Origin of the sequence: Nocardia rosealba (assembly GCF_020216065.1) — a bacterium.
Classification (GTDB): Bacteria; Actinomycetota; Actinomycetes; order Mycobacteriales; family Mycobacteriaceae; genus Nocardia; species Nocardia rosealba.
In genome coordinates this window covers 102,419-120,242 of record NZ_JAIWNA010000003.1, presented here as the reverse complement: position 1 = coordinate 120,242, position 17,824 = coordinate 102,419, and the positions used below count along the sequence as shown (strand labels likewise).

Annotated in this window: 18 protein-coding genes; 3 read left to right on the top strand and 15 right to left on the bottom strand. The window is 68.9% G+C overall.

Features of this window, described 5'->3' with window-relative positions:
- Positions 1-112: 112 nt before the first annotated feature.
- Entirely contained in the window at positions 113-1,081 is a 969-nt protein-coding gene (locus tag LDL21_RS14095) for a bifunctional riboflavin kinase/FAD synthetase (RefSeq protein WP_225280435.1), read from the bottom strand.
- A gap of 89 nt (positions 1,082-1,170) precedes the next feature.
- On the opposite strand from LDL21_RS14095, the gene LDL21_RS14090 reads away from it, so the two are divergent.
- Positions 1,171-1,899 (top strand): metal-dependent transcriptional regulator, encoded by a 729-nt coding sequence (locus LDL21_RS14090; protein WP_225280434.1) that lies wholly within the window; start codon positions 1,171-1,173, stop codon positions 1,897-1,899.
- Here LDL21_RS14090 and LDL21_RS14085 read toward each other — a convergent pair whose 3' ends face one another.
- Both LDL21_RS14085 and LDL21_RS14080 read right to left on the bottom strand, forming a co-directional pair.
- The gene (locus LDL21_RS14085; RefSeq protein WP_225280433.1) at positions 1,900-2,694 is read right to left on the bottom strand and encodes a hypothetical protein; all 795 of its coding nucleotides are present in this window, start codon (positions 2,692-2,694) and stop codon (positions 1,900-1,902) included. It abuts the gene before it with no gap.
- Positions 2,695-2,867: 173 nt separating this feature from the next.
- Entirely contained in the window at positions 2,868-3,458 is a 591-nt protein-coding gene (locus LDL21_RS14080; protein ID WP_225280432.1) for a TetR/AcrR family transcriptional regulator, read from the bottom strand.
- An 82-nt stretch (positions 3,459-3,540) separates the two neighbouring features.
- On the opposite strand from LDL21_RS14080, the gene LDL21_RS14075 reads away from it, so the two are divergent.
- A complete protein-coding gene (locus LDL21_RS14075; RefSeq protein WP_225280431.1) occupies positions 3,541-3,963 on the top strand; it encodes a nitroreductase/quinone reductase family protein in 423 nt (140 codons plus the stop codon).
- 16 nt (positions 3,964-3,979) lie between these two features.
- Here the strand turns inward: LDL21_RS14075 and truB are convergent, their stop codons facing one another.
- From truB to LDL21_RS14060, 3 genes are all read right to left on the bottom strand, one after another.
- A complete protein-coding gene (gene truB / locus LDL21_RS14070) occupies positions 3,980-4,906 on the bottom strand; it encodes a tRNA pseudouridine(55) synthase TruB (protein ID WP_225280430.1) in 927 nt (308 codons plus the stop codon).
- Positions 4,906-5,577, bottom strand: coding sequence for a 4'-phosphopantetheinyl transferase Npt (npt, locus tag LDL21_RS14065; RefSeq protein WP_181696893.1), 672 nt, complete (start codon positions 5,575-5,577; stop codon positions 4,906-4,908). The genes truB and npt overlap by 1 nt, the downstream gene beginning before the upstream one ends.
- 158 nt (positions 5,578-5,735) lie before the next feature.
- Positions 5,736-6,692, bottom strand: a complete 957-nt coding sequence (locus tag LDL21_RS14060) for a metallophosphoesterase family protein (RefSeq protein ID WP_225280429.1) — start codon at positions 6,690-6,692, stop codon at positions 5,736-5,738.
- A gap of 151 nt (positions 6,693-6,843) precedes the next feature.
- Here LDL21_RS14060 and LDL21_RS14055 point away from each other — a divergent pair, with 151 nt between their 5' ends.
- A complete protein-coding gene (locus LDL21_RS14055; protein ID WP_225280428.1) occupies positions 6,844-7,707 on the top strand; it encodes a TerD family protein in 864 nt (287 codons plus the stop codon).
- Positions 7,708-7,742: 35 nt separating this feature from the next.
- Here the strand turns inward: LDL21_RS14055 and LDL21_RS14050 are convergent, their stop codons facing one another.
- From LDL21_RS14050 to rimP, 9 genes are all read right to left on the bottom strand, one after another.
- The gene (locus tag LDL21_RS14050; protein WP_225280427.1) at positions 7,743-8,879 is read right to left on the bottom strand and encodes an alpha/beta hydrolase family protein; all 1,137 of its coding nucleotides are present in this window, start codon (positions 8,877-8,879) and stop codon (positions 7,743-7,745) included.
- Positions 8,880-9,018: 139 nt separating this feature from the next.
- The gene (locus tag LDL21_RS14045) at positions 9,019-10,347 is read right to left on the bottom strand and encodes an MATE family efflux transporter (RefSeq protein WP_225280805.1); all 1,329 of its coding nucleotides are present in this window, start codon (positions 10,345-10,347) and stop codon (positions 9,019-9,021) included.
- Between the two features lie 310 nt (positions 10,348-10,657).
- Positions 10,658-11,656, bottom strand: coding sequence for a DHH family phosphoesterase (locus tag LDL21_RS14040; RefSeq protein ID WP_225280426.1), 999 nt, complete (start codon positions 11,654-11,656; stop codon positions 10,658-10,660).
- A 9-nt stretch (positions 11,657-11,665) separates the two neighbouring features.
- Positions 11,666-12,112 (bottom strand): 30S ribosome-binding factor RbfA, encoded by a 447-nt coding sequence (gene rbfA / locus LDL21_RS14035; RefSeq protein WP_067492603.1) that lies wholly within the window; start codon positions 12,110-12,112, stop codon positions 11,666-11,668.
- A 54-nt stretch (positions 12,113-12,166) separates the two neighbouring features.
- On the bottom strand, positions 12,167-12,460 hold the full coding sequence (locus LDL21_RS14030) for a DUF503 domain-containing protein (protein WP_071929201.1): 294 nt from the start codon (positions 12,458-12,460) through the stop codon (positions 12,167-12,169).
- A gap of 89 nt (positions 12,461-12,549) precedes the next feature.
- Complete coding sequence (gene infB / locus LDL21_RS14025) at positions 12,550-15,525, bottom strand: translation initiation factor IF-2 (protein ID WP_181696887.1); 2,976 nt, start codon at positions 15,523-15,525, stop codon at positions 12,550-12,552.
- 108 nt (positions 15,526-15,633) lie between these two features.
- A complete protein-coding gene (locus LDL21_RS14020) occupies positions 15,634-15,966 on the bottom strand; it encodes a YlxR family protein (RefSeq protein WP_084456574.1) in 333 nt (110 codons plus the stop codon).
- A 70-nt stretch (positions 15,967-16,036) separates the two neighbouring features.
- Positions 16,037-17,065, bottom strand: a complete 1,029-nt coding sequence (gene nusA, locus LDL21_RS14015; RefSeq protein ID WP_181696886.1) for a transcription termination factor NusA — start codon at positions 17,063-17,065, stop codon at positions 16,037-16,039.
- Positions 17,062-17,691, bottom strand: a complete 630-nt coding sequence (gene rimP / locus LDL21_RS14010) for a ribosome maturation factor RimP (protein ID WP_225280425.1) — start codon at positions 17,689-17,691, stop codon at positions 17,062-17,064. Before rimP ends, nusA begins: the two co-directional genes overlap by 4 nt.
- Positions 17,692-17,824 lie beyond the last annotated feature (133 nt).

The following is a 17,824-nucleotide window of genomic DNA, read 5'->3' as shown; positions in this document are numbered from 1 at the left end:
ATTTTTCAGTTCCGCGCTCGAATGTCCGGTTACCCGGGATGGGCGCCACCGCGGACCGCAGCAAACCCGAGGAGCCACCTTACCCCACTGGTGGGGGGAGGTTGGATCCGCCTCAGACCTCGGAGGCGGTGAGTACCTTGCGGGCATTTTCGACGTCGCGGCCCATGGCCTCGACCAGCTCGTCGATGGACTCGAATTTGCGCATTCCGCGCAGCTGTTCGACGAAGTCGACCGCCACATGCTGGCCGTACAGATCGGCCTCACCGTCGAGGACATAGGCCTCGACCGTGCGCGAGCGTCCGGAGAAGGTGGGGTTGGTGCCCACCGAGATCGCGGCCATCGCCCGCTCGCCCGCCTCGACCGTGCCGATCGTCGGACCGGCGCCGAGCACGGTGAACCAGCCCGCGTACACGCCGTCGGCGGGGATCGCGGCGTGCATCGGCGGGGCGACGTTGGCGGTCGGGAAACCGAGTCCACGTCCACGACCGTCGCCGTGCACGACCACGCCCTCCACGCGGTGCGGGCGGCCGAGCGCCTCGGCGGCCGCGGCCATATCGCCCGCGTCGACGCAGGCACGGATGTAGGTGGAGGAGAAGGTGACGGCGTGCTCACCGAGCAGGGTCACCCCGTCGACCTCGAAACCGAAACGCGCACCGAGCTCACGCATGGTGTCGACGGTGCCCGCGGCCTTCTTGCCGAAGGTGAAGTTGTCGCCCACCACGACCTCGGTGACGTGCAACCGCTCCACGAGCAGGTCGTGCACGTAACCGGCGGGGGTGAGCTTCATGAATTCCTGGGTGAACGGCATCACGCAGAACACGTCGATGCCGAGTTCCTCGGCCAGTTCCGCCCGCCGGGTGAGGGTGGTGAGCTGGGCCGGATGCGAACCGGGGCGCACCACTTCCATCGGGTGCGGGTCGAACGTCATCAGGACCGCGGGCACGCCACGCTTTTTCGCCGCGGCCACCGCACGGCTGATGAGCTGCGCGTGTCCACGATGTACCCCGTCGAACACGCCGATCGTGAGGACGCAACGTCCCCAGTCCGCGGGCACGTCGTCGAGACTTCGCCATCTCTGCACAGAGCGAAGCCTACGCAAAGCGGTGCGCGAACAGAATTCCGGTGTGATGCGATCGTGGCCGGTTCGCCGATGTGTGATTCGGGCCAGGGATGCCTAACATTGACAACGTGCCAGGTAAACGTGAGGCCGGACTCGAGGTCACCGCTACGATCGCGCCCGAGCTGTCGGCGGTGGCACAGGACTATCTCAAGGTCATCTGGACCGCGCAGGAGTGGTCGCAGGAGAAGGTGTCGACCAAGCTGCTCGCCGAGCGCATCGGCGTGTCGGCCTCGACCGTGTCGGAGGCGGTGCGCAAACTCGCCGACCAGGGCCTGGTCGAGCACGCCCGCTACGGCGCGATCACGTTGACCGACCACGGCCGTCGCGCCGCCGTGGCTATGGTGCGCCGCCACCGCCTCATCGAGACCTTCCTGGTGAACGAACTCGGCTACGGCTGGGACGAAGTGCACGACGAGGCCGAGGTTCTCGAGCACGCGGTGTCGGAACTGCTGGTGTCGCGCATCGACGCGAAACTCGGCCACCCCGACCGTGATCCGCACGGCGACCCCATCCCCTCGGTCGACGGCGCCGTCCCCACTCCCCCGGCCCGCCGTCTCAGCGACTTCGCCGCAGGCGAATCCGGCCGCGTCGCCCGCATCTCCGACTCCGACCCCGAGATGCTGCGCTACTTCGACTCCGTCGGCATCGCCCTCGACACCCCCATCGAGGTAGCCGAACGCCGCGACTTCGCCGGCACCATCGCCGTCCGCATCGCCACCGCCGACGCCCCCACCGAACTGGGCACCCTCGCGGCCGAAGCCATCTGGCTGACCGCCTGATCAGCAGGTGAAGTAGGGGCGGAGCCGGGCCGGGACGCCGTCGGATTCGGCGGTGGCCCAGCAGGTTTCGTGGGGGAACAGGACGTAGGTGGTCCAGGTGCCGTCGACGCGACGGATGATGCGCTGGTTGTCGCCGGGGGTGGCGAAGCGGATGACGGCCCAGGTTCCGTCGCAGTCGACGACGGCGGCGTTGTCGAGCATGCCGAGGTCGGCGGAGATGCCGTCGGGGTGGCAGGGGCCCGCGGTGTCCTGGAAGCGCAGCAGGCCGTCGACGGTTGATCCGGCGGTGCTGAGGAAGGCCGAATGCATGCCCTCCGGAACAGGATTCGTGCCGGCGGGGGCGGTCATGCCGAAGTAGTAGCAGCCGACGGGCACGGTGAAGACGGCGCGGCCGTCGCCGTCGGTCACGGCGTCGAGCCGCTGGGTCTCGCTCGTCTCGCCCACCGGGATGTCGTGGCCTGCCGGGTCGCATGGTTCCTGACGCGAAAGGTGCACCGGCACATCGGGAACCGCAATTCCCGACACCGTTTCGGTGCGCAGCACGATGGTTCCCGTCGCCGGTGTCGGCCGCGGACTCGGCCGCGCGGCGGTGGTACGCGTGGCGGACATCCCCGTCGTCGCCTCGACCGGCCCCACAGTGATCGCCGCATCAGGCGGCGTCGCCACCGGCGGCTGGGCCGGCGTGGTCGGCACGCGCGAAGGGTTCACCACCCGAGGCTCATCGGACGCGCATCCGGCAACCAGGAGCATCGCCCCGGCGATCACGCCGATCCAGGCTTTCCGTACCGCACCCATGGTCCACCTCTGCGCCGTCGGCTATATACCGAAGCTATCGAGCGAGGTCCCGGCCCCGTTAGCCCTCGTCCAGAGGACATGACACAGCCGAAATCAGTCGCCGATGCCCTGAGGCGCAAGACCATGACCCAGTCGGGGGCGTCGAACGACCGTGCGATCCCGCACACCCGTGACTAATCAGCGGCGCATTCGGCCAAGGTGGCAGCGAGCTGGGCTGCCAGTTCAGCGGTCAGCGGTGCACGGCGCACACCCAACCGGTACCAGAGCACCCCGAACGCCTGATCGATCAGCAGTTCCACATCGGTACCGTCGGCGAGTTCGCCGCGAACGCGGGCCCGGTCGAAGATGCGGCGCAAGGCGGCGCGGCGGGTCTCGGCGAAGCCCGCGAGCAGTCGGGACGTCTCCGGATCACGTTGTGCGTCGGCAAGAATCGCGCACAGCAGATGGTGAGCGGGCGGCGTCGACGCGGCGAGGAAGGTCGCTCGCAGGAACGTGTCGAGGTCCTCCAGCAGGGTTTCGCCGGACGGTTCGGCAACTTCGGCGCCCGCCCACGCGCTCAGTGCGTCGAGCAGTAGCACGCCGCGAGAGGGCCACCATCGGTAGATCGTCTGCTTGCCGACACCGGCCGCGGCGGCGATCTCGGTCATGGTGATGTCGGTGCCGTCGGCGGCGGCCAGCAGGGCAGGCACAGCATCCAGAATCGCCTGTCTCGCCGCGTCGTTGCGCTTGCGACCGGTGTGCACGCGACACGGTTTCGAGACCACATCGAGGATTCTACCGTTGACGGAACGCGCAGTCTCGACAACACTCTTGTCTAGACATTCCGTCTCGACAAAGTAGGCAAATATGACGTATCCGCAGGTCAAGCGACGCATCGTCACATGGGTTCACCGCTATCTCGCCAATCCGTTGGCGAAACCACTGGTCGGCCGCATTCCGGGCAACGCACTACTGGAGACAACCGGCCGACGCTCAGGACTGGCCAGGCGCACGCCGATCGGTGGACGTCTCGTCGGCTCGACGTTCTGGATGGTCAGTGATCACGGACGCGACTCGGCCTACGTCCGCAATATCGATGCCGACCCCCGCGTGCGCCTCCAACTACGTTCCCGCTGGCACACGGGAACGGCTCGACCGCTCCCCGACGACGACGCGCGCGCCCGGCTGCGGCAGTTGCCCCGGGTCAACAGTGCGATGGTTCGCCTGCTCGGTACGAATCTGCTCACCATCCGGATCGACCTGGACCCCACCGGCGAGACCGCCCGCTGACGCATCTGCGGCGAGATCAGTCGCCGATGCCCTGGGGGCGGACGACCATGACCGAGGCGGCGCGTTTGCCGCTCTCCTCGAGGAGGGCGATGGCCCGGCCGGTGGGGTCGATGGCCGCGTAGACGCCCTTGATGCCGACAGGTTCGAGCCAGCGGCCGTTGCGCAGGTCGTTCGCCTGGGCTTCGTCGATGTCGCGGTGCGGGAATGCGGTGCGGACGGCGGTGTCGATATCGAGGCTGAGCAGCGGTTGCTCGGCTTCGGCCGCGGCGGCCAGTTCGTCCAGGGTGCGGGCATGTTCGAGGGTGAAGGGGCCGACCCTGGTGCGGCGCAATGCGGTGAGGTGGCCGCCGACGCCGAGGGCGGCGCCGAGGTCGCGGGCGAGGGCGCGGATGTAGGTGCCCGAGGAGCAGTCGACCTCCACGTCGAGGTCGACGAAGTCGCCGGCTTCGCGGCGGGCGAGGACGTCGAACCGGGAGACGGTCACCGGGCGGGCGGCCAGTTGCACGTCCTCGCCGGCACGGGCGCGGGCGTAGGCGCGTTCGCCGTCGATCTTGATGGCGCTGACGGTCGCGGGCACCTGCTGGATGTCGCCGGTGAGCGCGGCGACCCCGGCGGCGATGTCGGCGTCGGTGACGTGCGTGGCGGGCGTCGTCGCGACCACCTCGCCTTCGGCGTCGTCGGTGATCGTCGACTGACCGAGGCGGATCGTCGCCGTGTACGCCTTGGAGGTGAGGATCAGCTGGCCGAGCAGTTTCGTCGCCCGTTCGACGCCGAGCACCAGCACCCCGGTCGCCATCGGGTCGAGGGTGCCCGCATGGCCGACCTTCTTGGTGCGCAACAGCTTCCGGCTGCGGGCCACCACGTCGTGACTGGTCCAGCCGCCGTCCTTGTCCACGATCACCAACCCGCCGAGCGGATCGACGGCCGGAGTACGCGCCGCCATCAGCCGTGCGCGATCGCGGTCAGGATCAGCCCGTCGGCGATCAGCCAACGTCCGTCGAACGTGGTCAGCGGGATTCCGCCGTCGGTGGTGAGACCGGGGACGAGCAGCTTGGTGTGGAACGTCCCGGTGGCGGAATCGGCTGTGCGGGAATCGACTTCGAAGGTGATGTGGGCGTCCTCGAAACCGAGCCAGCGCAGGGTCAGCGGGAACCAGGCCTTGTAGGTCGCCTCCTTGGCGCAGAACAGCAGCCGGTCCAGGTGCAGACCGTCGCCGGGTGTGCCGGCGAGCCACTCGCGTTCGGCGGGCAGGCTCACCGAGTCGAGCACCCCCTCGGGCAGCGGACCGTGCGGCTCGGCGTCGATACCGACCGAACGGAACCGCAGCGCATGCGCCAGCGCGGCGGCACGGTACCCGTCGCAATGGGTGAGGCTGCCGACGACACCGCGCGGGAACAGGGGCATACCGCGCTCCCCTTTGCCGATCGCCACCGGCGGCTCACCGAGTTCCTCGAGCGCCAGCCGCGCGCAGTGCCGGGCACCGATGAAGTCGCGACGGCGCTTCTCCACCGACTTCGCGATGAGGTGCTCTTCGGCGGGATGCGCCTTCAGGTCCTCCGGATACGCCAGCAGTTCCGAGGTAGCGACACCGGACGGCAGTATGTTCTCAAGCACACCCGCCTCCCCGGGACTCGAGGCCAGACCTGGGTGGTTGTCCGGCGAGTTCGGCGGCTGGCGGGACGGAAGCGGCAAGTTCGCCCGTACCCGATGAGTTACCCATGTGCATCACCAAATCAGTGGTCGACGTTCTACGCAAATCCGAACTCCGCGGTTCAGATGCCTCGGCGCCGATCCGCCTTCGCACGCATCTCTTCGGCTGCGGCTTCCATTTCCGGGGTGACGGTGAAATGGCCGCCCCACGCGTTAAGGTCGCCCTCGGCGTAGACCGGTTCGGGCAGGATCTGGCGCAGCAACGGGTCCGGCATGCCGCGACGCTTCCATTCGCGCGGGTAGCCGAGGGATACCTCTTCGAAGCGGACACCGTCGTAATGGGTGGTGCGGGGGATGTGGAGGTGGCCGTAGACCGAGCAGACCACGTTGTAGCTGGTGTGCCAGTCGGCGGTGAGGTCGGTGCCGCACCACAGGGAGAACTCGGGGTAGAAGAGGATGTCGGTGGGCTGGCGGACCAGGGGGAAGTGGTTGATCATCACCAGCGGGGTGTCCGGCGCGAGGGCGTCGAGGCGGCGCTGGGTGTACTGCACGCGGGCGTGGCACCAGGCGTCGCGGGTGAGGTACGGCTCCGGGTGGAGCAGGAATTCGTCGGTGGCGACCACATTGCGTTCCCGGGCCACCGCGAGCGCCTCGGCCTTGGTGTCGGTGCCGGCGGGCCGCCACGAGTAGTCGTAGAGCAGGAACATCGGGGCGAGCGTGACGCTGCCACCGAACTTCTCCGCGCCCGGCCCGTTCCACACCGGGAACAGATCCTCCGGGGTGAGGACATCGAGGTCACGGCACATCGCCACCAGGTAGTCGTAGCGGGCGGCGCCGTGCATCTGCACCGGGTCCTTGGGCGTGGTCCACAGTTCGTGGTTGCCCGGCACCCAGATCACCTTGGCGAAGCGGGCACGCAGCAACTCGAGCGCCCACCGCACCTCCTCGGCCTTCTCCCCCACGTCACCGGCGACGATCAGCCAGTCCTCCGGCGACTCGGGCCGGATCTGCTCGACGATCGGCTTGTTGCCCTGATGCCCCACGTGCACATCGCTGACCGCCCACAACTTCGGATTCACCTGTCCACAGTGACACATCGGCCCTCGACCTGCCCATCCCCGTCGGTCACAGGCGCCCGGGTTCTGCGGAAGACAGCCTGCCGGGGCCGCGCGCAGCGGTTAGGCTTTTCGCACATGGCGTTGTGCCACAAGAGCTTCGGGGGATCTGGTGTTGTTGGCAAAAGGGGGCAACTGTGTGCTGTCCGGCGGGCGTGTCGAGGTCCGGGTCGGTGTGGTCGACGGCCCACCGCCGCGCGTGCTCGCGGTAGGTCTCGACGTCAACGGTCGCCTGCGCGACGGTCGCGACCTGGTGGTTTCCGGCGCGGACCCGTCTGCTGACGGTGCCGTCGAAGTCACGGAGGAATCGGTGCGCATCGATCCCGCCCTGGTCGATCCCGGTATCGCGCGGGTCGTCGTGGCCGCGGCCACGGGCAGGCAAGGGTTCGCGGGCACCGAGGTGCGCAGCGTCGTGCGCGGCGACGGCGAGGAGTTCGTCGCGGTGAGCAGCGGCTTCACAGCCGAGACGCTGGTCAGGACGGTGGAGCTCTACCGTCATCAGGGCCGGTGGAAACTTCGTCACCTCGGTGACGGCTATGCCGACGGGATCACCGGTCTCGCGCGCGACATAGGACTCGAGCTGCCGCCGGTGTCCCAGGCGCAACCGTTGACACCGGCGCCGCCGGCCGAGCCGATGCCACCGATGCCGCCCGTCCCGACCGCTCGTACATCGGCCGCCGCCGAGAGGTCGACTCCGGCGATGCGGGTGATGGGTTTCGTCATCGGTATCGCGATCATGGTGTTCTTCGGCGGTATCGCCTTCATGGGTCTGAGCGAGGACGATTCCGGGGTCCGCTGCGGCACCGAGGTCATGGACGCCGATGACATCTGCGTCACCGACAACTCGGCCCGCCACAACCGCGACGAGCAGGAAGACATCAACGAGCGAGGCGACATATTCGGCTTCCTCTGCTTGGTCCCGCTCGCGCTGGTCGGGGGCGCCATCGCCGTGGGCTCACTGATGAAAGACCCCGACTAGCTCTCGCGGCCCGCCGGTTCACCCGGCTGGACCGGTCAGGCCAGTAATTCGTCGACGAAGTCGAGCACACGATCACGCGATTCCACGACGATCTCCTCGTGGCCGCCCGGGTACTGGGCGAACTCCACGTCGGTACCCGCCGCCCGCATGCGCGACAGCAGTGCGAGGGTCATCGGCAGCGGGACGACCGTGTCGGTGGCACCGTGTGCGATGAGGATCGGCTGCCGGTAGCCGACGGTCGGCACCACCATGTAGTCGCGCAGGGCCGCGCCGATGCCGCCCTCGGTGATCGGCCGGGCCAGCAGCGACCCGAGCGAGGCGGTGCCCGCCGCACGGTCGAACTCGCGCACACAGCTCGTCGAGATCGCATCGACCACTCGGCGGCCGCGCTCGGTGAGCGCGCCGTTCACGTCGAGGTCCGGACGGGCGGCGCGCAGCCCGGCGAGCATCCCCGCGAACGGGCCGACCAGCCGGTCGACGACCGGAAGATTCGGGACGCCGGGGCGCAGCCGGGACAGGATCTCCTCGAAATGAGATTCCGGTGCCAAGGCAACGGTCCCCCGGAAGTCGAGTTCGGGGGCGTAATCGGCGGCGAGATTGCCGGTGGCCAGCGCGGCGTGCCCGCCCTGGGAACCACCGACCACAGCCCAGCTGCGCGACACATCGGGCTCAGCCGCCTGGGCGGCGCGCACCAGGTCGATGGTCGCGGTCGCCTCGGTGCGAGTGTGCAGGTAGGGGTGAACGGTGTCCGCGCCGGCCGAAAGTCCCAGATAGTCCGGAGCGACCACGGCCCAGCCGCGGTCGAGGAACGACTGCAGCAGCGAATGCTCGTGCGCCGCCTTGGACGTGGTGAGCCCGCAGTGCGGCGCGAGGCCACTGGTGCCGTGATCCCAGGCGACGACCGGATATCCGCCTTCCGGGGCAGGTGTGTCCGGAAGCAACAGCAGCCCTGCCGAATTCGTGGTGCCGCCGGTGACCGCCTCGGTGCTGTATTCGACGATCGAGGCCCGCGACCATCCGCCCCACCCGGCGGGCTGAGCGGTGTGCGCCACCAGCCGACCCGGTGTCTCGGGTGCCGCCTGTGCCGTCGCGGGCAGCCCGACGACCACCGCGACCAGTACGAAGACCCCAGCGAGGATCACCCGCCCGGCCTTCGAAATCCACTCGTGCACTCCGGTTTCGCCTCCCATGTCTGCTCGAAGTCGTCCACCCGACGGTAGGCCATCGGCGACGAACCGGCACTACCCGCATTTCCGCCGACGAACCGGATTCGGCTCGAAACGTCGCGGCCCAGCTCGACTGATCGGACGGCTAGGCGGCTTCGCGTGGGAGTTCGGCGCCGACCTTGGCCCAGCGTCCGGACCGGGCACGGGCCACCACTGCGAGGAGGCGGGCAAGCATGAAGACGACCAAGCCGGTCCAGATTCCTGCGATGCCCCAGTCGAAGACCAGCGACAACCAGATCAGGGGCAGGAATCCGCCGAGTGCCGCCGCCAGGGTGGCGGTGCGCAGGAAGGCCGCGTCGCCGGCACCGAGGAGTACACCATCGAGGCCGAAGACGACGCCCGCGACCGGGATCATGGCGACGAAGAACCACCAGATCACATGGGTGCGATCGAGCACTGCCGCGTCGTCGGTGAACAACAGTGGCAGCACGCCGGCACCGGCGGCGAAGATTCCGGCGAGGACCAGTCCGAATATCCCCGACCAGGTGGTGACGCGCCGGGCGATGCCCTTCGCTCCCCGTGCGTTGCCCGCGCCGAGCGCCGCACCGACCAGGGTCTGGGCGGCGATGGCCAGCGAATCCAGCGTGAGTGCGAGGAAATTCCACAGTTGCAGCACCAGTTGATGGGCGGCGACCGAGGCTGCGCCGAAGCGGGCCGCGACGGCGGCGGCCGAGACGAAACACACCTGGAACGACAGACTGCGCACGATGAGGTCGCGCCCGAGGACCAGTTGAGCGCGCATCACCGACGGGCGTGGTCGCAACGAAACCCGCTCCCGCAGCAGGGCGTAGCCGAACAGCACCCCCGACACCGTTTGGCCGACGAGGTTGGCCACCGCCGATCCGGCCAGCTCCATCCGTGGCGCGCCGAGTAACCCGTACACCAGCACCGGGCACAGCACCGCCGAAAGAGCCAGCCCGGCAACGACATACAGCAGTGGACGACGAACGTCCTGCACCCCACGCATCCACCCGTTGCCCGCCATGGACAGCAGGATCAACGGCACTCCGAAGAGCGCGATCCGCACCCAGGCGAGCGCTTCGTCGGCGATCTCCCCACCACCGGCGAGCACCGAACACAGTGGGCCCGCGAACAGTTGGATCACCGCGAGGATCACGATGCCGATCCCGAGGCCGACCCAACTGGCCTGCACACCCTCCTCGACCGCGCCCGCGCGGTCGCCCGCACCGTTGCGCCGAGCCGCCCGCGCCGTCGTCCCGTAGGACAGGAACGTCAGCTGCGTGCTCATCGTCCCCAGAATCACCCCGCCGACGGCGAGCCCGGCCAAGGCCAGCGCCCCGAGCCGCCCGACTACGGCGATATCGAACAGCAGATACAGCGGCTCGGCCACGAGCACACCGAGCGTCGGCACCGCGATACCGAGAATCCGCCGGGGCCCGGCGTCTTCGATCATCGCGTCGTCGTTGGACACCGTCGACCCCACACCAACCTCCCACCACCCGCAACTGTTCCGCAGATACTGGCACAAGGCACCGACAAGATCGCCGCGCAGCTGATCGGCGAGATCACCGAATCCGATGAGGTACAGCCCTCGACGCGCAGGCAGTGCCGTACCGCCCATCTGCGCACCGGACCGCCCATCGGCGCGCATGGCCGAGGTCAGCGCGAGTAGCCACTCGCCAGCGCATATAGCCGTATCTCAGCGCACGTGGCCGTCTGATCCACATCACAAAGTCGAGCGCATCGATCACGACACCAGTGCGTCAGGAGAGCTCGTCCACCAGCGCGCGCACCACCGACTCGGCGCTCCCATAGGTCGTGTACCCGGCCGCGAACCGATGCCCGCCGCCACCGAAACGGCTCGCGATCGCCGCCACGTCGACGCCATCGGACACCCCGGGAGCCGAGTCGCGCGAACGCAACGACACCGTCCAGCGGTCGTTCTGCCCGCGGGCCTCCTTGAAAACCGCCGCGATACCCGCCTCGGCGGTGGTGCGGATGACGTCGATGACGCTTTCGACCTCCTCCGGCCCCACTTCATGGGTGTCGGCGGCCCGGACCAGTGCGTACACCAGGCCGACGCCCGCCGCACCGGGCACGACCACCGCCGAGGACAGCACCTTCGACAGCATCGGCAACCACGTAAAGGGGTGCGTATCGAGCAGCGAACGGGTGATTTCGGAACCGTCGATGCCCGTGGCGAGCAGCCGCTCGGCCAGGGCGTGACTGCCGGGCCGAGCCCAGCGGAACGAGCCGGTATCGGTGACCAGCCCCGCGAACAGACAGTGCGCGATGGCGGCATCGATCGGCACACCCCACGCGTCGAGCAGGCGGGTGACCAACTCGGTGGTCGAGGCCGCGGTCTCGTCGATCAGATCCACCGTGCCGAAACCGTCGTTGGCGCGGTGATGGTCGATCACCAGAGTCGTTGCCGCACCGGATAATCGGTCGGCGAGTGCGCCGAGTCTGCTGCGGGCGCCGCAGTCGACGACCACCAGCAGGTCCACCTCCTGCGGAACCTGCGCGGGCGAGACGAGATGCTGCCCGCCAGGCAGGGTACGCAGCGAGGCGGGCAGTTCGGCCGGTTCGGCGAACGACACGCACACGGGTACGCCGCGGCGGTCGAGAGCCAGCGCCAAGGCCAGCCCGCTACCGACCGTGTCGGCATCGGGCTGCACATGGCACAGGACGGTCACCGAACGGGCAGCCGCCAGCAACGCGACGGCGGCACCCAGTTCGGTCCCGTCCCGGACACTGGTCACGCGGGTGTCCTACTCGTCCTCGTCGTCGCGTTCGGACTTGTACGGATCGGCGTCACCGGCGTGCTTGGCGTTGGCGGCCACCTTGGCCACCTCGTCGTCGATGGCGCGAGCCCTGGCCAGCAGCTCTTCCATCTCACGCGCCGCGTCGGGCACCTTGTCCAGGCTGAACGACAGGATCGGGGTGAACTTCACGCCCGTGCCCGCGCCGACCTTGGACCGCAGTACACCCTTGGCCGCGTCGAGACCGGCCGCGGCCGCGGCGTAGTCGGGTTCGGCGTCGAGCGTCTCGCCCATCACCGTGTAGTAAATCGTCGCCTCGCGCAGGTCGCCGGTCACCTTGGCGTCGGTGACGGTGACGAACCGCAGCCGCGGATCCTTGATCTCGTACTCGATCGCGGTGGCCACGATCGCGGAAATCCGCTTGGCGAGTCGGCGAGCCCTGGCTTGATCCACCATGGGGACACTCCTCTCATAGGCAGGCACCGGGCTGTGACACCCGGGCCGCGCCTGTCAGTCTTCGGGTCCGAAGATCCGGCGGCGTACTGCCAGCAACTCTATCTCCGGACGCGCGGCAACGTGCCGCTCACATTTGTCGAGCACCTCGTTGAGATGTCCCGTTTCCGCACTGACCATGGCCACCCCGAGCAGCGCACGGCGGTGCAGGTCCTGATCACCGGCCTCGGCGGCATTCACGCCGAAGCGTTTTTGCAGCTCGGCGAGGATCGGCCGGATCACCGACCGCTTCTCCTTGAGCGAATGCACGTCACCGAGCAGTAGATCGAATTCGAGCGCACCGATGTACAGCGGTGCTCACCTCCTGGTAGATGGTTCGCGCGCATGACCACACGCCGCACCCGAAAGCTCGGATGCGGCGTGTGGAACGGTGTGCGTTATCAGTCGCGCGGCTTCTCGCGCAGCTCGTACGCCTCGATGATGTCGCCGTCCTTGATGTCGCTGTAGGTCACGGTCATACCGCACTCGAAACCTTCGCGCACCTCGGTGGCGTCGTCCTTCTCCCGCTTGAGCGAGGAGATGGTCATCGTCTCGGCGATCACCCGGCCGTCGCGGATCAGGCGCGCCTTGGCGTTGCGCTTGACCGAACCACTGGTGACCATGCAACCGGCGATGTTGCCGATCTTGGACGAACGGAAGATCGCGCGGATCTCCGCCCGGCCGAGCTCGACCTCTTCGTAGATCGGCTTGAGCATGCCCTTGAGGGCCTTCTCGATCTCGTCGATCGCCTGGTAGATCACCGAGTAGTACCGGATGTCGACGCCCTCGCGGTTGGCCAGCTCGGTGGCCTTGCCCTCCGCACGGACGTTGAAGCCGATGATGATCGCGTTCGAGGCCGACGCCAGGTTGACGTTGGTCTCGGTGACGCCACCGACACCGCGGTCGATGACGCGCAGACGCACCTCGTCGTCGATCTCGATACCGAGCAGGGCCTCTTCGAGGGCCTCGACGGTACCGGAGTTGTCGCCCTTGAGGATCAGGTTGAGCTCCGAAGTCTCCTTCAGTGCGGCATCCAGATCTTCCAGGCTGATCCGCTTGCGGCTGCGTGCGGCGAGCGCGTTGCGCTTGCGTGCGTTGCGGCGGTCGGCGATCTGGCGGGCGATGCGGTCTTCCTCGACCACGATCAGGTTGTCACCGGCGCCGGGCACCGAGGTGAAACCGATGACCTGCACCGGGCGCGACGGGAGCGCCGCGTGGACGTCCTCGCCGTGCTCGTCGACCATGCGGCGCACGCGACCGTAGGCGTCGCCCGCCACGATCGAGTCGCCGACACGCAGGGTGCCGCGCTGGATGAGCACGGTGGCCACCGGGCCACGGCCGCGGTCGAGGTGCGCCTCGATGGCGACACCCTGGGCGTCCATGTCCGGGTTGGCCCGCAGGTCGAGCGAGGCATCCGCGGTCAGCAGCACCGCTTCGAGCAGTGCGTCGATGTTGGTGCCCTGCTTGGCCGAGATGTCGACGAACATGGTGTCGCCACCGTATTCCTCGGTCACCAGGCCGTATTCGGTCAGCTGCTGCCGGATCTTGTCCGGGTTCGCGCCTTCCTTGTCGATCTTGTTGACCGCCACGACGATCGGCACGTCGGCCGCCTGGGCGTGATTGATCGCTTCCACCGTCTGCGGCATGACGCCGTCGTCGGCCGCGACCACCAGGATCGCGATGTCGGTGGCCTTCGCACCACGGGCACGCATGGCGGTGAACGCCTCGTGACCCGGGGTGTCGATGAAGGTGATCAGGCGCTCTTCTTCGTTCAGGTTCGTCAGCACCTGGTAGGCACCGATGTGCTGGGTGATGCCACCGGCCTCGCCCTCACGGACGTTGGCCTTACGGATCGTGTCCAGCAGTCGGGTCTTACCGTGGTCGACGTGACCCATCACGGTCACCACCGGCGGACGCTGCTCGAGGTCTTCCTCGGTGCCTGCGTCCTCGCCGTAGGTGAGGTCGAACGAGGAGAGGAGCTCGCGGTCCTCGTCCTCGGGGCTGACCACGTGGACGACGTAGTTCATCTCGCTGCCGAGCAGCTCGAGGGTCTCGTCGTTCACCGACTGGGTAGCGGTGACCATCTCGCCGAGGTTGAACAGGGCCTGCACGAGAGCGGCCGGGTTCGCGTCGATCTTCTCGGCGAAGTCCGACAGCGAGGCGCCACGGGCGAGACGGATGATCTCGCCGTTGCCACGGGGCAGACGCACGCCGCCGACGGCGGGAGCCTGCATGTTCTCGTACTCGGCGCGCTTCGCCCGCTTCGACTTACGGCCACGGCGAACCGCGCCACCGGGACGACCGAAGGCACCTGCCGCACCACCACGGCCACCGGGACCACCGGGACGACCGCCGCCGCCACCGGGGCGACCGCGGAAACCACCGGCCGCAGGTGCACCGGCACCGGGAGCGCCGGGGGCACCGCCACCGCCACCGCGGTAGCCGCCACCGCCGCCACCACCGGGACGGCCTGCGCCGCCACCGGGGGCGCCGCCGGGACGACCCGGACGGCCACCGGCCGCGGGGCCGGGACGTGCCGAACGAGCGGGCATGGCGCCGGGGTTCGGACGCGGCGGCATCGAGCCCGGGTTGGGGCGCGGACCACCGGGACGCGGGGCACCGCCCTGCGCGGCGGCCGGACGCGGACCACCCTGGCCCTGACCGGGGCGGGGACCGCCCTGACCGGGAGCCGGACGCGGGCCACCCTGACCGGGAGCCGGACGGGGACCGCCCTGACCCGGCGTCGGGCGAGGACCGCCCTGCGGGGCGGGACGCGGCGCCGGACGCTCACGATCGGGAGCGGAGCTGAACGGGTTGTTGCCGACCCGCGGGGTCTTCGGGCCGGGCTTCGGGCCGGGACCGGCCGGACGCGGGGCCTGAGCACCCGGTGCGGGGGTACCGGGACGCGGCTGCTGCGGCGCCTGACCGGCCTGAGCCGGACGCGGGGCGCCGGGGGTCGGACGCGGGCCGGGTGCCGGTGCGTTGGCCGGCTTGGCCGGTGCGCTCTGCGCGGCGGCGGGCGTCGGCTTGGCGGCCGGAGCCGGCTTCACCTCGGGCGCCGGAGCCGGAGCGGGTGCGGGAGTCGCGGCGGCGGCGGGCGCCGGAGCCGGACGCGGGCCCGGACGGGGACCACCGGGGGTGGGCTTGGCGGCCGGACGGGCCGCCGACGACGGACCCGGACGGGCCGCCGGCTTCGCGTCGGCCGCCGGAGCGGACTTCGACGCGAGTGATTCGCGCAGACGACGTGCGACGGGTGCTTCCACCGTCGAGGACGCCGACTTCACGAACTCGCCTTGCTCCTTGAGCTTCGCGAGTAGTTCCTTGCTTGTGACACCGAGTTCCTTAGCCAACTCGTGCACGCGGGCCTTGCCTGCCACTGCTCTCCTCACTGAGAGGTCGAGCAGTGACGCCGCCTAGGTAAGGCGGGCCCGCACGACCTCGGGTTATCTCCGATGGACGTTCATCGTTGGTGCTTCACGGTGTGCTCATGAGTGCTCGTGCCTGTTCTCGAGGTACTGCTCCAGGGCTGAGATATCCAGATTTCCGGACACTCGTAGGGCTCTGCCGAATGCTCGGCGCCGCTCTGCGGAACGCAGACAAGCTGAGACGGGGTGCAACCAGGCACCCCGTCCGGGAAGTCTGCGCCGCGGGTCGGGAACGATGACCACGGGGGCGGCGGCAGTAGCACTGCCCGCCTCCCTTGGCTGCGTCACGATCCGCAACAGGTCGGCAGACGGCTCGCGCTGACGGCATCCGATACAGGTTCGAACGGATTGCGCGGGCCGGTCCTTCACCCACTCTACCGGTGACCCGGTCATAACGACGAACCCCTCCCCTTCCGAAGTTATAAACCTGTCATCCGATGGCCGATATTCCGACGTGTCCGCGTCAACTACGGTGCGCCTGCGGCCGTGCCGAGTCGTCGGTCTCCGGCGCGGCGTCGCTGCGGATATCGATGCGCCAGCCCGTCAGGCGGGCAGCCAGGCGGGCATTCTGCCCCTCCTTGCCGATGGCGAGGGAGAGCTGGAAATCGGGCACGATCACCCGCGCGGCGCGCGCCTCGGGATCGACGACAGTGACCGAAACCACTTTCGACGGCGACAGCGCATTACCGACGAAGGTCGCCGGATCCTCGGCGTAATCGATGATGTCGATCTTCTCGCCCGCCAGCTCGCTCATCACGTTGCGCACGCGCTGCCCCATCGGGCCGATACAGGCGCCCTTGGCGTTCACGCCGGGCACGGTCGAACGAACCGCGATCTTGGAGCGGTGTCCCGACTCACGGGCCACCGCGACGATCTCGACGGAACCGTCGGCGATCTCGGGCACCTCCAGCGAGAACAGCCGCCGCACCAGGTTGGGGTGGGTGCGCGAGAGCTGGATCTGCGGACCACGCGCTCCGCGCGACACACCGTAGACGTAGCACTTGATGCGGTCGCCGTGCTCGTAGGTCTCACCGGGCACCTGCTCGGCGGGCGGGATCAGGCCCTCGGCGCCGTTGGCCTCGCTGCCGATGCGCACCACGACGATGCCGCGTGCGTTGGCCCTGGCGTCGCGCTGGACGACGCCGCCGACGATGTCGCCCTCGTGGGTGGAGAACTCGCCGAAGGACTTCTCATTCTCGGCGTCACGCAGCCGCTGCAGCACCACCTGGCGGGCGGTGGTCGCGGCGATGCGGCCGAACCCCTCAGGGGTGTCGTCCCATTCGGAGACGAGGTTGCCGTCGGCGTCGAGTTCGCGCGCCATCACCCGGACCACGCCGGTCTTCTGGTTGATGTCGATGTAGGCGTTGGGCTGGTGCCCCTCGGTGTGCCGGTAGGCGGTGAGCAGCGCCGACTCGATCGCCGAGATCACGGTCTCGATCGGGATGCCCTTGTCGGCGACGATCGCGCGCAAGGCTTCGATTTCGATGTTCATTCCGCAACCCCTTCGGTGGGAGTGTCACTGTGTTGGCCTGCTGCGGCGAGGTCGGCGGGTTCGTCGCCCGGGACGGGGCGGCCCGCGGCGATTCCACCGGCGAGTTCGAGTTCGGCGGCGCCGGGTGCGTTGAATTCGACCTGGACGACCGCGGTGGCGATGTCGGCGAGGGGCACATGCACCCGGTGCGGCTTGTTCCTGCCGCCGAGCACGAGCGCGATGGTGCCGTCGTCGGCGAGCTGACCGACGCGGGCCTCGAAAGTCTTCTTGCCCTCGACGGGTTCGGCGCCGGCGACAAGGGCGATCTTCACCTTGCGGCCCTGGGCGCGGCGCCAGTGCCGGTCGGTGGTCAACGGCCGGTCGACGCCGGGGGTCGTCACTTCGAGCAGGTAGGCGGATTCGCCGAAATCACCTGCCGCGTCGAGCGACTCGGACATCTCGCGGCTCAGCTCGGCGATGGCGTCGAGGTCGGCGGGACCGTCGCTGTCCACGGTGACCTTCACCCGAACCGGAGCCAGTTCGTCCTTGCCCGCGGCCGCGATCGCGACGCCCTCGAGGTCGAAACCCCGGCGTGCGACGAGCTCAGCGACGAGCTGGCTCACCCTTTCCTCGGTGGGCATCGGCATATGGGCGGCTCCTGGTTCAGTTGTGACGCGATCGGAAATTTCTACGCCGAAGGTCTAGCGTAACGCGCCACGAGAGTGTAAAGGACCAGCCACCGGGCGGTGCGCACCGGTCCGTGTCGGCGTGCCCGGCGCG

Coding starts and splice junctions, on each gene's coding strand:
- rimP (WP_225280425.1), bottom strand. CDS start 17,691: ATGCCGATGCCCACCGAGGAAAGGGTGAGCCAGCTCGTCGCTGAGCTC.
- LDL21_RS14020 (WP_084456574.1), bottom strand. CDS start 15,966: ATGACCGGGTCACCGGTAGAGTGGGTGAAGGACCGGCCCGCGCAATCC.
- truB (WP_225280430.1), bottom strand. CDS start 4,906: ATGGCGGCGCGTACTCCGGCCGTCGATCCGCTCGGCGGGTTGGTGATC.
- LDL21_RS14085 (WP_225280433.1), bottom strand. CDS start 2,694: ATGGGTGCGGTACGGAAAGCCTGGATCGGCGTGATCGCCGGGGCGATG.
- LDL21_RS14075 (WP_225280431.1), top strand. CDS start 3,541: ATGACGTATCCGCAGGTCAAGCGACGCATCGTCACATGGGTTCACCGC.
- LDL21_RS14045 (WP_225280805.1), bottom strand. CDS start 10,347: ATGATCGAAGACGCCGGGCCCCGGCGGATTCTCGGTATCGCGGTGCCG.
- nusA (WP_181696886.1), bottom strand. CDS start 17,065: ATGAACATCGAAATCGAAGCCTTGCGCGCGATCGTCGCCGACAAGGGC.
- LDL21_RS14090 (WP_225280434.1), top strand. CDS start 1,171: ATGCCTAACATTGACAACGTGCCAGGTAAACGTGAGGCCGGACTCGAG.
- rbfA (WP_067492603.1), bottom strand. CDS start 12,112: ATGGTGGATCAAGCCAGGGCTCGCCGACTCGCCAAGCGGATTTCCGCG.